Consider the following 12,832-nt stretch of genomic DNA (forward strand, 5'->3'; position numbering starts at 1 on the left):
GACAACAACCGTGCCCCGCGAAGCGCCTACGCGAGGGCCCAGGCCACATCCCTCAACAGGGCGCCCCGCCACCCCGCCCGGTCATGGCCGGAGGCCGACCGAGAAACACGCACGGCAGCACCGGCCTCCGAGGCCAACGCCTCGACCAACTCACAGTGCGGCAACATCGGCGTCTCATGCTCCCCCACATCGAACGCAACCCGCAGCCCGGACAGCCCAGACAGTCCGGGCCCCCGGCCCCGCAACCACGCGGCGATGGACCCACCGAGCGGCCCGCCCAACGGGTCGGCCAGACCCATGGCGTCAGGCGTCCACCAGAACGACCCCGACTGACAGGCGACGCGCGACACCAACTCCGGGAACTCCAGCGCCGCGTACACCGCGCTCAGCCCCCCGAGGCTCTGCCCGGCGACCACCAGCCGGTCCGGGTCGGAGGGGACGTCGCACTCCGCCACCAGCGGCAGCAGTTCGTCCCGGATCGCCTCCCAGAGTTCGCGCCTGCACGCGAACTCGGCCGCCCTGTCCTTGCTCGGAAGGAAGACGAGGGTGACGGGGGGCATCTCACCACTGGAGACGGCCGAGTCGAACGCGGTCATGGCCGGGTGCAGGTACAGCCAGTCGTCCCCGTCGAGCAGCAGGACCACCGGTCCGCCGCCGCCCACCGGATGGACCCGTACGGTGCGCCGCCCGCCGAGCCGTTCACTGGTCCAGCGGAGCCGGGTGAGCGGGAGGGGCAGTACGACATCGGTGCCGACGACGGGCCAGTGCGGCTGGGCCGGGGCGTCCGGGGTCGCGGCGATGGACCGGTCGCCGCCCGCACCGACCGGGTTGAACGGGTCGGCGTACGCCTCGTCGCCCGCGAGGAACCGGTAGGTCACCCGCAGCCGCGCGGGCATGGGCACCTCGGCGTACCAGCAGTCCGTGTCGCCCCACTGGCGCAGGGGCACCGGCTCCGACCAGCTCTCGAACTCGATGCTCGCCGGAGAGCCGCGCCACAGGAACAAGGTCACCCAACCGCCGCCGTCGGCAGGTACGGACGCGGGTGTCCCCGCCGCCGCCCAGAACTCGTCGGTGCCTGGTTTGCCGGGGAGTCCGAACGCGACGAAGGCGTTCTCCCTGTCGGCCGCGAGGCCGGGAACGGCATCGGTCATGGCCGGACCCGTTCGATCACCAGGCGCATGAACGTCTCCTTGTGAGAGGGAAGGGGAGAAGGATAAGCTCGCTTCTAATTAGGCGAGCCTAACCTAATCATGGCATTCCTCTCCATCCCCGATTCCACCCGGGCTCCATCCCTGATGCGCTTCCTGAAAGGGCCACCGAACATGAGCACCAACCCTTTCGACGACACCGAAGGCCGCTTCCTGGTTCTGGTGAACGACGAGGGCCAGCACTCGCTCTGGCCGTCCTTCGCCGAGGTGCCCGGGGGGTGGACGGTCGCCTTCGACGAGAACACCCGGGAGGCGTGCCTGGACTTCATCGAGGCGCACTGGACCGATCTGCGCCCCCGGTCCCTCGCGACGGCCAGGGACGTGTGACCCTGCCGACCACTCCGGGGGGACACCGCTGATGCTCTGCACCAGACTGACGAACGCCCGCTTCCTCACCGTGGATCCGGACCACCCCGTCGCTCACGACCTGGGCATCTGGCGGGGCCGGATCGTGGGCCTGGACGCAGCCGTGACCTCCCTGCCGGCCCGCGAGGTGATCGACCTCCAGGGCGCCACCGTGCTGCCCGGGTTCATCGACAGCCATGTGCACCTGGCCTGGACCGGCTTCAAGGCGGGCACACCGAGCGTCGCCCCGTGCGCCTCCGTCGAGGACGTGCTCGCCGCCGTGGCCGAGGCGGTGGCCCGTACGCCGGAAGGGGGCTGGGCGGATCTCGCGGGGTACGACCAGCGCGGCCTGGGCCGCCATCTGACCGCCGCCGAGCTGGACAAGGTCGGCGCCGGGCGAAAAGTCTTCATGATGCACGACTCCGGACACGGCTGCATGGTCAACACGGCCGTCCTGGACCTGCTGCCCGCCGAACTCCCGCATGAGGAGGGCTTCCTGGCCGAGGGTGCCATGGGGGCCGCCCGTGCGCTTCGACTGCCGTACTCCCAGCAGGAGTTGGCCGACGCGATCGGGCTGGCCGCCCGGACCTGTCTGGCCGAGGGGGTGACGGCCTGTGCGGAGGCGGGCATCGGGGGCGCGCTGTTCGGGCACAGCCCGGTCGAGCTCGGTGCCTATCAACTCGCTCAGGAACAGGGCAAGTTGCCGCTCAGGGTGCAGCTCATGGTGTCCGCGGACCGGCTGCGCCCCGTCACCGCGCACGAGGGCGACGGCATTCCCCGCGCCCTCGACCTCGGTCTGCGCACCGGGTTCGGCGACGAGCGGCTCTCCGTGGGCGCGCTGAAGATCTACACCGACGGCGGCATGATGGCCCGTACCGCCGCGCTGACCGGCCCGTACCAAGGGCTCGATCACACGGGCCAGTTGCAGGACGACCCCGAGACCGTCGCCGACACCATCGTCGACGGCCATCTCGCGGGCTGGCAGCTCGCCGTGCACGCCATCGGCGACCGGGCGGCCGATGTCGCCCTGGACGCCCTGGAGCGAGCGCAGCGGATCCGACCCCGCCCGGGCGCCCGGCACCGCATCGAGCACGCGGGCCTCATCCGGCCCGACCAGTTGGACCGATTCGCGCGGCTGGGCGTGACGGCCGTGATCCAGCCGAACTTCCTGCGGTACTTCGGCGACGACTACGCGGCGATCATGGGGGAGGAGCGGGCGCCCTGGCTGTACCGGGGGAGGGGTTTCCTGGAGCACGGGATCACGCTCGTGGGCAGCTCCGACCGGCCCGTCGCGGACGGATCGCCGCTCAGGGCCGTGCAGTTCATGGTCGAGCGCGCGTCCGAGTCGGGTCAGGTGATCGGCCCGGACGAGGGCATCACGGTCGACGAGGCCCTGCGCGCGTACACCGTGGCCGGCGCCTTCGCCTGCCACTGGGAGGACAGCGCGGGGAGTCTGACCCCCGGGAAACGCGCCGACCTGGTCGTCCTGGGCGACGATCCGAGGAGTGTCGACGTCTCGCGCATCGGCGACATCGAGGTGGTCGCGACGTTCGTCGGCGGCCGTGAGACCGAGGAGGCCGCGTCGTGAGCACGCGGACGGACAACGACAACACCCGGTACGCACACCTGTGGCAGGGGTCGCCGTACCCGCACCGGTGGGTGCTCTGGGACACCGCCGGGGACATCCTGGTGTTCGACCGGGACGCCAACGGCCTGGTGGACATCGACGACGAGCGTGTCCGGCAGGAGGTCGTGCGCAGGATGCGCGAGGCGGGCGTACCGGAGAGCGACGACTATCCGGGTCGCCCCTGCTCGTGAACGACCCGCGCTTCGGCGAGGGCGAAGGTGTCACATGCTCTGTGCCGCCCTGCCGTGCAGGAGCTGGCGGATCAGCTGGTCGGTGGTGCACACGACGCTGGTGCGTCCGATCCACCGCAGTGCCATGGAGTGGTCCTCGGCGGAGAAGTCGGCCACCGCGTCGGCCACGACGAACGGCTGGATGTCGTTCATGAAGGCGTCCGCGGCCGTCAGCAATATGCCGAGATGTGCCCGCACTCCGCAGAGGATCAGCTGGTCGCGCCCCTCGGAGCGCAGCAGCCGGCCCAGATGGCTGCGGAGGAAGGCGTTGTGGCGGACGTTCACCAGCACGTGTTCTCCCACCCTGGGCGTGAGTTCCGCGACGATCGCCGCGTCGTCGCCGGGTTCCTGGCCGATGCCCGGGCCCCAGATGTCGGTCATCAGCCCTCGCTGGCCCGGGCGTTGGGCGGCCGGCTCGGCGCTGAACACCACCGGCATGCCGAGCGTCCCCGCGAGCTCGCGCAGGGTGGCGCTGTTGTCGAGCAGCTCCATGACGGGCGAGCAGTCCGGCGGGAAGGCCTGGACGAAGTGGTTCTGCATGTCGTGGATCAACAGCGCGGCCCGTGCCGGATCGATCGTCCAGGGCGGGCCCGACGGGGGCACCGCGGAACGGTCGGGCATGGGATAGGAGTTGATGACCGGCAAGCCCATGGGCGGACTCCTCCCTGATGGCGTGTGCGCCGAGTCCGATTGAGGGAAGTTAGCTTAGCCTAAGCTAACTTGATGAGTGGTGGATCGTCAGGTGGCCGGTTCGGCCCAGTTACCAGGAGTTCGAGGAGCGAGGATCATGGCGAGCCGTACGTACCGGGACGCCTGGGGCATCCCGCATCTCCGTGCCTCCGACCCGCTGCAACTGGCCTTCGCCCAGGGGAAGAACGCGGCGCGCGACCGGGCCTGGCAGATCGAGGCCGAAAGGCATCGCTCGCAGGGCACCACGGCCTCCTTCCTCGGGGCGGCCGCCGTCCCCTGGGACCGTTTCGTCCGCCGGGCCCGGCTCGACGACACGGCCCGGCGCTGCTTCGAGACGCTGGAGGAGGGGACGGCGGCCTGGGTGTCGGCGTACGTCGACGGGGTGAACGCCGGCCTTGAGCGGGGAGCGGCCGACGCACCGGAGTTCGCGGCCACGGGGCTGGCCCCGGGGACCTGGCAGAAGTGGACGCCCCTCGGCGTCTGGCTCGCCCATCACATCCTCTTCGCCGGATTCCCGACCAAGCTGTGGCGCGAGGAGGTCGCGCGCCGACTCGGCGACGGGGCCCTCGAACTCTTCGCGGCGGACGGCCCCGCCACCTCGGGCTCCAACGGCTGGATGGTCGCGGGCGACCGCACCGCGTCCGGAGCCGCGCTCATCGCCGGCGACCCCCACCGCTTCATCCAGGACCCGGGCTTCTACCAGCAGATCCACCTCTTGTGCCCGGAGTACGACGTCGTCGGCTTCGCCGTGCCCGGGGTGCCCGGCATCGCGCACTTCGGCCACACCGGGACCGTGGCCTGGGCCATCACCAACGCCATGTCCGACTACCACGACCTCTACCGGGAGCAACTGCGCACATCGGATGACGGCATCGAGGCGCTGGGGCCCGAGGGGTGGCGGCCGGCCGCCCATCACCGGGAGACCATCCGGGTCGCGGGCGCCGACCCCGTCGAGATCGACGTGATCGAGACGGAGCGCGGGCCGGTCGTCATCGACGGACCCGCCGAGGGGGCCGAGGGTGACTCGGGACCCACCGCGCTCTCCGAAGGCATCAGCCTCCGCTACCCGCCCCGCGTCACCGAGGACCTGGGGTTCGACGTGCTCCCGGCCCTCCTCCGGGCGCGTACGGTCGCGGACGTGGACCGGGCGCTCGACCGGTGGATCGAGCCGGTGAACGTCGTGCACGCCGCGGACACGTCCGGCGGGCTGCTGCACCGGGTTGCCGGATACGTGCCCGTACGGCACCGGGGGAACGGGCTGCGGGTCGTGCCCGCCTGGCGCGGCGGGCACGAGTGGCAGGGCCGTCACGACACACCTCGCGCCGAGGTGGACGGCATCGCGGTGATGGCCAACGAGCGTGGCCTCGCTGCGCCGTTGGGCACGGAGTTCGCACCGCCGTACCGCGCCGACCGTATCGACGGCCTGCTGCGCGCGTCACGGCAGTGGGCGCCCCACGAGATGGCCCCCATCCACATGGACACCCAACTCGCGGCCGCCACACCCCTGTTGGAGCGAGTGGCACGGCTCGACGGACTCAGCCCCGAGGCGGAACTGCTGAGGGCGCGGCTGCTGGACTGGAACCGGCGCATGGACGCCGACAGCACCGCCGCCGCGGACTTCGCGCGGCTGCGCTCCGCGGTCGTACAACGAGTCGCGGCAGCACCGGAGTTGAATAGTCTCGCCGTGCCGCCCCTGCCGTATCCCGTGGTGTTCGAGCCATGGTTGAACCTCACCGCGAAGGTTGCTTCCGCGCTGGAGAACCTGCTGGCCACCGAGCTGCTCCCGGGGCTGGACGGCGAGGCGGTCGTCCGGGCGGCTCTGGAGGAGACGGCACTCCTGGAGCCCGTCACCTGGGGCGAACTGCACCGGCTCGCCCCCTCCCGGATCCTGCCCGCTGCCGAGGGCGAGGAGTGGCCCGGCCTCGCTGGGGACCACGACTGCGTGCTGGCCACGTCGAGCACGCCAGGCCTGACCGATCTCAGCTCCCGAGGACCGTCCGCCCGGTACGTCTGGGACCTCGCCCGCCGCGAGAACAGCCTCTGGACCGTGCCCCTGGGCGCACGCGGCATCCCCGGAGACCCGCACCGGCGGGACCAGCTTCCACTGTGGCTGACCGGTCAACTCCTCCCTGTCATAACTGATTTCGCGCTCCTCACCGAAGAACCGGAGCACGGTTCCCGAGGCCTCGGAATGTGATCGTCCGTTCTTCATGCGGACGAATGAAAGGCGAAGGCCCCTGGTTTTTCGCTCTCCCTGCTCGGACAGACCGGGGTCATGGTTCACGGCAATTGGGCGGAGACTTCAGGTGGGTCCGGGTTCGGCGACCGGGAACTCCATGAATCCCAGGAGGAATTACGAAGGGCCCTGTCCTGGGAGGTGATCGCCGGCCACCGGGAGCGGCTGATGAGACTCGTCCGTCGGCGGCTTCCGAACGCGCAGGACGCGGAGGACTGCGTACAGGAGGCGATGCTGAGGGCGGCCGCCTGCGGCGATCTGGACCGGGAGCGCATCGGCCTCTTTCTGACCTCGGTGGCCCTGCGCCTCTGCGCCGACAGCCACCGCGAACAGGAGCGGAGCCGGCTGCTGCTGCCCCGCACCGCCGATGTCCGTACGCCCGAGACCCCGGACGAGGGCGTGTGCGACAGGGACTTCGGGCGCTGGCTGCTCCGCCAGGTGTACCTCCTGCGGGGCCGCGAGCGGCAGGTCGTGCTCGCTCGCGCCCATGGCATCTCCACTCTGGAATTCGCCCGCATCCACCAGATCTCGGTCAAGGCGGCCGAGGGCGCGTTCACCCGCGGTCGTGCGCGGCTCCGGCTGATCTGCGCCAGGGCCATGGACGGTGTCGTGGCGTAGTCGGCGTACGCCGTTTTCGCGCAACGCTCCCGATTCCTCCGGCCGCGCTGTTCAATGAGTGTGAACGTATCTGCGGAAGGAGCCGTCCGTGTCCCCTGTGGTCGTGCCGCCCGTCGGCGCGCGCATCCGGCAGGTTCGTACGGCGCGGGGGATGAGCCTGCGCGGCCTCGCGCGGGAGATCGGGGTCTCCGCGAGCCTGATCTCCCAGATCGAGACCGGCAAGAGCCAGCCCTCGGTGAGCACCCTGTACGCGATCACCACCGCGCTCTCCATCCCGGTCGAGTCGCTCTTCGACGCGGAGGGTGAGACCGCCCGAACCCCGGCGACCGCGGTCGTGGGCGCACCGCCCGACACCGTGCTGCACGCCCTCGCCGCCTTCGCCGCCGACCCCGGCCGCAGGATCGGACCGCTGGTCGGAGGTGGTGAGCGGGAGGTGCTGGAGCTAGACTCGGGTGTTGTGTGGGAGCGTCTCGGCCATGTTCCGGGAGCGGACGTCGACTTCCTGCGCGTGACCTACCGCCCCGGCGGGACATCCTCCAGCGCGGGAGGCCTGATGCGGCACCCCGGGACGGAGTACGGCTATCTGACCTTCGGCGAACTGGTCCTCACGCTCGGTTTCGAGGAGTACGTGATCCGGCCGGGCGACGCGGTCTGCTTCGAGTCGACGACCCCGCACCGGTATCGCAACGACGGCAGCGAACCGGCTGTCGGGGTCTGGTTCGTGTTCAGTATGGGTTGACACTTTCCCCGGACGGTCGTTCACTCCGAATGAGGGTGGTGGTCGTCATGGCAATCCGCACATTCGGACCGAACGCCGTCGACTGGGAACAGCGCATCGACCTCGACCGGCTGCGCGGGCAGCGGCTGGCCCGGCTCCACGAGGCACTGAACCGCTCCGAGCTGGGAGCGCTGCTCAGCTTCGACTTCGCCAACATCCGCTACATGTCGTCCACCCACATCGGCACCTGGGCGATGGACAAACTGATCCGCTTCGCGCTGCTCGTCCGTGGCGGCGAACCGATCGTCTGGGACTTCGGCTCGGCCGCCCGCCACCACCAGCTCTACAACCCCTGGCTCGACTACAGCGAAGGCAAGGAAGGCCCGCCCACCGGCGCCCGCGCCGGCATCTCCACCCTCCGTGGGGCCTTTCACCCGGACGCCGGCATCGGCGCGGACGTCGCGGCGAAGGTGGCGGCGGAACTGCGCGAACACGGGCTGGCGGGCGAGCCGTTGGGCGTCGACCTCGCCGAGATGCCCGTCCTGCATGGCCTCAAGGAACAGGGCATCGACGTCGTCGACGGCCAGCAGGTCTTCCTGGAGGCCCGTCGCGTCAAGACACCCGACGAGATCTCCCTGCTCACCCAGGCGTGCTCGATGGTCGACGCCGCCTACGAGGAGCTGTACGCCCGCCTGCGGCCGGGCATACGCGAGAACGAGTGCGTCGGACTCGTCAGCAAGGTCCTCTACGACCTCGGCAGCGAGTACGTCGAGGGCGTCAACGCCATCTCGGGCGAGCGCTGTTCACCGCATCCGCACGTCTACAGCGACCGGCTGATCCGCCCTGGCGACCCCGCCTTCTTCGACATCCTGCACAGCCACCTCGGCTACCGCACCTGCTACTACCGCACGTTCGCCGTCGGCAGCGCCTCACCCGCCCAGCGTGACGCGTACACCCGCTGCCGCGCCTACATGGACGAGGCCATCTCTCTGGTCCGGCCGGGTGCCACGACCGCCGACATCGTCCAAGTCTGGCCGCGGGCCGAGGAGTTCGGCTTCCCGGACGAGACGGCCGCCTTCGCGCTGCAGTACGGGCACGGGGTGGGCCTGTCCATCTGGGAGAAGCCGATCTTCAGCCGCCTCGTCTCGCTCGACCACCCCGAAGTCCTCGAAGAGGGCATGGTGTTCGCCCTGGAGACCTACTGGCCGGCGGCGGACGGCTGGTCGGCGGCGCGCATCGAGGAGGAACTCGTCGTCACGGCCGACGGGTGCGAGGTGATCACCAAGTTCCCCGCCGAGGAACTCCTCGTCGCGGGCCGCAAGTACTGGACCGTCGGCGGCGAGCTCAACACCCGCCGCGAGTCCCAGTCCCACCTCAACACCCGTGAGGGCAGGGGGGAACGATGACGCACGCCCCTCACCCGGACGCCTCCCGGCCGGAGCCCCCTCGGCCGGAAGCCCTCCAGCGGGAGGCCGCAGGCCCGGACGCGGCCCAACTCCTCGCGCTGTACGAGCAGATGGCCGTCATCCGGCGTACGGAGAAGGCCGCCCACGACCTGTTCATGTCCGGCCTCGTCAAGGGAACCACCCACCTCGCCGCCGGACACGAGGCCATCGCCGTCGGCGCGAGCGCGGCCCTGCGCGACGACGACTACGTCTTCGCCACCTACCGCGGCCACCACCACGCGCTGGCCCGCGGCGCGACCCCCGAGGAGTGCCTGGCCGAACTCATGAGCCGCGCCACCGGACTGTGCAAGGCCAAAGGTGGCTCGATGCACCTGACCAAGGCATCGCGGAACATGCTCGGTTCGTACGCGATCGTCGGCGCCCACCTCCCGATGGCGGTCGGCGCCGCCTGGTCGGCCCGGCTGCGGGGCACCGAACAGATCGCCGTGGCCTTCTTCGGCGACGGCGCGACCAACATCGGAGCCTTCCACGAGGCGCTCAACCTCGCCGCCGTATGGAAACTGCCCGTGCTGTTCGTCTGCGAGAACAACCTCTACATGGAATACACCCCGATCGCCGACGTGACCGCGGTGGCCAACCCCGCCGCCGACCGGGCACCCGCCTACGGCATCCCCGGCGAAATCGTCGACGGCAACGACGTGGTCGCCGTCCAGGAGGCGGTGGCCCGGCTCGCGGGTCGGGCCCGGGCAGGAGACGGGCCCAGCCTGCTGGAGGCGCAGACCTACCGGCACTTCGGCCACAGCCGCGCAGACCCGGCGACGTACCGCCCGGCGGAGGAGGTCGAGCGCTGGCTCAAGCACGACCCGCTGGACGTGGCACGCGGCCGCCTCGCCGAACTCGGGGTGCCTGCCGACACGGTCACCGAGGCCGACGGGCGCGCAACCGGCCTCGTACAGGCGGCAATCGAGGCCGCCAAGAACGCGCCCGGGCCCGATCCCCGGGAGGCGCTGACCGACGTGTGGGCCGACGGAGGTGCGGCGTGGCGGACGTGATCACCTACCGGCAGGCGGTCGCCGAGGGCATCGCGCGGGAGATGCGGCGCGATCCGACGGTGGTGTGCCTGGGCGAGGACATCGGCGCGGCCGGCGGGGTGTTCAAGACGACCGGCGGACTGCACGAGGAGTTCGGGTCCGGGCGGGTGTGGGACACGCCGATCTCCGAACAGGCCATCGTCGGGGCCGCGATGGGCGCCGCGATGACCGGCATGCGACCCGTCGCCGAGATCATGTTCTCCGACTTCCTCGCCTGTTGCTGGGACTACCTCGCCAACGAGATACCCAAGGTGCGGTACATGACGGGCGGTCAGGTGACCGTCCCGCTCGTGGTGCGTACGGCCAACGGCGGCGGACTCGGCTTCGGCGCGCAGCACTCGCAGGCCACCGAGAACTGGGCGCTGACCGTCCCCGGGCTGAAGATCGCGGCACCGGCGACACCCGCCGACGTGGTCGGCATGATGGCGGCCGCCATCCGCAGCGACGACCCCGTGGTCTTCTTCGAGCACAAGGGACTCCTCGCGACCAAGGGAGCGCCCGCGCCGCCGGACCACGTCGTCGAACTGGGGCGGGCGGCCGTTGTGCGCGAGGGCGCCGACATCACGCTCGTGGCCCTCGCCTCGATGGTGCCGGTGGCGCTCGCCGCCGCCGACCGGCTCGCGGAGGAGGGCATCGAGGCGGAGGTGATCGACCTGCGCTGTCTGGTGCCGCTCGACACCCGGACCGTGCTCGACTCCCTCGCGAGGACCTCGCGGCTCGTGACCGTCGAGGAGAACCCGTACCAGGGCGGCTGGGGCGGCACGCTCGTGTCGGTCGTCGCCGACGAGGGATTCGGCCTCCTCGACGCGCCCGTGCGCCGGGTCGCCGCCGAATGCGTACCCCTGCCCTTCGCGGACGCGCTCGAAGAGCAGGTGATCCCCACCGTCGACAAGGTCGTGACCAAGGTCCGCGACCTCACCGCGTACTGAACTCGGCAAGGAGAGAGGCGAGTAGGGCGATGACGAATCGGATGCTCCTGCGCTCGGGCCACGTGATCTCGATGGACCCCGACATCGGGGACCTGCCCGGCGGTGACGTCCTCATCGAGGACGGGAAGATCGTGGCGGTCGACCGCGACATCAGCGCGGACGCCGAGGTGCTCGACATGACGGGCCGCATCCTCGTGCCCGGCTTCGTCGACACCCACCGACACACCTGGGAGGCGCCCATCCGCGGCTGCGCGCCCAACGCCACCCTCGACGACTACTTCGTGGAGGTCCTCGACACCTTCGCGCCCGTCTACACACCCGAGGACGTGTACGCGGGCAACCTGGCGGGCTCGCTGGAGTGCCTGAACGCCGGGATCACCACCCTCGTCGACTGGTCCCACATCAACAACACCCCCGAGCATCCGGACGCCGCGGTCCAGGCACTCGGCGAGACCGGCATCCGCGCCCAGTACGCGTACGGCAGCGCCAACACCTCGCTCGCCGACTACTGGTACGAGAGCAAGATCTCGATTCCCGGGGACGACGTACGCAGGGTGAGGGACCGTCACTTCGCGTCGGACGACGGGCTGTTGACCATGGGCCTCGCCACCCGTGGCCCCGGCTTCTGCATCAACGACGTCGTCGAGGCCGAATGGCGCCTCGCACGCGAACTGGGCATCCCCATCACCGTGCACGTCGGCATGGGACGGCTGGCGGGCCGCTTCGGGATGGTCAAGCAACTGCACGAGCTGGGGCTGCTCGGCTCCGACACCACCTATGTGCACTGCTGCTACTTCAGCGAGGAGGAGTGGCGGATGGTCGCCGACAGCGGCGGCACGGTCTCCATCGCACCGCAGGTGGAGACCCAGATGGGGCACGGCTGGCCACCCGTGATGAAGGCCATCGAGCACGGGCTGCGGCCCTCCCTGAGCATCGACGTCGTCACCACCGTGCCCGGCGACATGTTCACCCAGATCCGCGCGGCCTTCGGCGCCGAGCGGGCACGGGTGAACGCCGAGTGCTGGCAGGCCGACATCCCGGTCCCCGAAACGATGTTGACGGCACGTCAGATGCTGGAGATCGCGACGGTCAACGGCGCGCATGTCGCGGGACTTGAGCACCGCACCGGTTCACTGACCCCCGGCAAGCGCGCCGACGTCGTCGCCATCGACGCGACCGCCCTCAACGTCGCTCCGCTCATCGACCCGGTGGCCGCCGTGACGCTGAGCGCGGACGTGTCCAACGTCGAGACCGTCATCGTCGACGGAGTCGTCCGCAAGCGCGACGGCAGGCTGCTCGCCGACGTCGGGCGGGCGCGGCGCCTGGTCGAGGAGTCCCGCGACCGCCTCGCGGCAGCGGTCGAGGCACGTGGGAAGCAGCAGGCATGACGCACCACGTGATCCGGCGGGCGGCGGACGCCACGTTCGCCGTCCCGCCCCAACTGCCGTACGGGAGCACGGGATTCACACGGCGGACCGTGGTCGATGAGGAGGACGGCTCCGTGCACACGGGCTTCGGCGTGTGCGAACTGACGCCGGACGGGGCGATCGGGGCCCACGTCCACTCGTACGAGGAGTCCTTCCACCTGCTCGCCGGGACCGTGATCCTCGATACGCCCGAGGGCTCGTACCTCCTCGAAGAAGGCGACTACGGGCTGCTGCCGACGGGCGTGCCGCACGCCTGGCGCGGGGCCGGGGACACCGCCGCGCGCTGGGCGGACATGCTCGCGCCGGT

General features: G+C 70.7%; 13 protein-coding genes. 11 read left to right on the top strand and 2 right to left on the bottom strand.

Features of this window, described 5'->3' with window-relative positions; genetic code table 11:
- Positions 1-26: 26 nt before the first annotated feature.
- The gene (locus O3Q52_RS03800) at positions 27-1,151 is read right to left on the bottom strand and encodes an alpha/beta hydrolase-fold protein (protein ID WP_269647333.1); all 1,125 of its coding nucleotides are present in this window, start codon (positions 1,149-1,151) and stop codon (positions 27-29) included.
- Between the two features lie 171 nt (positions 1,152-1,322).
- On the opposite strand from O3Q52_RS03800, the gene O3Q52_RS03805 reads away from it, so the two are divergent.
- Genes O3Q52_RS03805 through O3Q52_RS03815 form a run of 3 tightly spaced genes read left to right on the top strand, consistent with a single transcriptional unit; the run spans position 1,323 to position 3,371 of the window.
- A complete protein-coding gene (locus O3Q52_RS03805) occupies positions 1,323-1,535 on the top strand; it encodes an MbtH family protein (protein ID WP_269647334.1) in 213 nt (70 codons plus the stop codon).
- Between the two features lie 31 nt (positions 1,536-1,566).
- On the top strand, positions 1,567-3,141 hold the full coding sequence (locus O3Q52_RS03810) for an amidohydrolase (RefSeq protein ID WP_269647335.1): 1,575 nt from the start codon (positions 1,567-1,569) through the stop codon (positions 3,139-3,141).
- A complete protein-coding gene (locus O3Q52_RS03815; protein WP_269647336.1) occupies positions 3,138-3,371 on the top strand; it encodes a hypothetical protein in 234 nt (77 codons plus the stop codon). Before O3Q52_RS03810 ends, O3Q52_RS03815 begins: the two co-directional genes overlap by 4 nt.
- Before the next feature lie 30 nt (positions 3,372-3,401).
- Here the strand turns inward: O3Q52_RS03815 and O3Q52_RS03820 are convergent, their stop codons facing one another.
- Entirely contained in the window at positions 3,402-4,061 is a 660-nt protein-coding gene (locus O3Q52_RS03820) for an isochorismatase family protein (protein ID WP_269647337.1), read from the bottom strand.
- 136 nt (positions 4,062-4,197) lie between these two features.
- Between O3Q52_RS03820 and O3Q52_RS03825 the strand changes: the two genes are divergently transcribed.
- The 8 genes from O3Q52_RS03825 to O3Q52_RS03860 all read left to right on the top strand — a co-directional run.
- Entirely contained in the window at positions 4,198-6,297 is a 2,100-nt protein-coding gene (locus O3Q52_RS03825) for a penicillin acylase family protein (RefSeq protein WP_269647338.1), read from the top strand.
- 180 nt (positions 6,298-6,477) lie between these two features.
- Positions 6,478-6,954, top strand: coding sequence for a sigma factor (locus O3Q52_RS03830; RefSeq protein ID WP_332112852.1), 477 nt, complete (start codon positions 6,478-6,480; stop codon positions 6,952-6,954).
- Between the two features lie 88 nt (positions 6,955-7,042).
- Positions 7,043-7,693 carry a helix-turn-helix domain-containing protein gene (locus O3Q52_RS03835; RefSeq protein ID WP_269647339.1) on the top strand — a complete coding sequence of 217 codons (651 nt, stop codon included), beginning with the start codon at positions 7,043-7,045 and terminating at the stop codon, positions 7,691-7,693.
- Positions 7,694-7,740: 47 nt separating this feature from the next.
- A complete protein-coding gene (locus O3Q52_RS03840; RefSeq protein WP_269647340.1) occupies positions 7,741-9,078 on the top strand; it encodes a Xaa-Pro peptidase family protein in 1,338 nt (445 codons plus the stop codon).
- A 110-nt stretch (positions 9,079-9,188) separates the two neighbouring features.
- Positions 9,189-10,130: a thiamine pyrophosphate-dependent dehydrogenase E1 component subunit alpha gene (locus O3Q52_RS03845; protein ID WP_269647348.1), complete on the top strand. Its 942-nt coding sequence runs from the start codon at positions 9,189-9,191 to the stop codon at positions 10,128-10,130.
- Positions 10,118-11,098, top strand: coding sequence for an alpha-ketoacid dehydrogenase subunit beta (locus O3Q52_RS03850; protein ID WP_269647341.1), 981 nt, complete (start codon positions 10,118-10,120; stop codon positions 11,096-11,098). The genes O3Q52_RS03845 and O3Q52_RS03850 overlap by 13 nt, the downstream gene beginning before the upstream one ends.
- Before the next feature lie 29 nt (positions 11,099-11,127).
- Positions 11,128-12,486, top strand: coding sequence for an amidohydrolase family protein (locus O3Q52_RS03855; protein ID WP_269647342.1), 1,359 nt, complete (start codon positions 11,128-11,130; stop codon positions 12,484-12,486).
- Positions 12,483-12,832: cupin domain-containing protein (locus O3Q52_RS03860; protein ID WP_269647343.1), on the top strand; the 350-nt coding region annotated here is incomplete at its 3' end. The genes O3Q52_RS03855 and O3Q52_RS03860, both read left to right, overlap by 4 nt.

The organism is Streptomyces sp. ActVer (assembly GCF_027270795.1).
Lineage (GTDB): Bacteria > Actinomycetota > Actinomycetes > Streptomycetales > Streptomycetaceae > Streptomyces > Streptomyces umbrinus_A.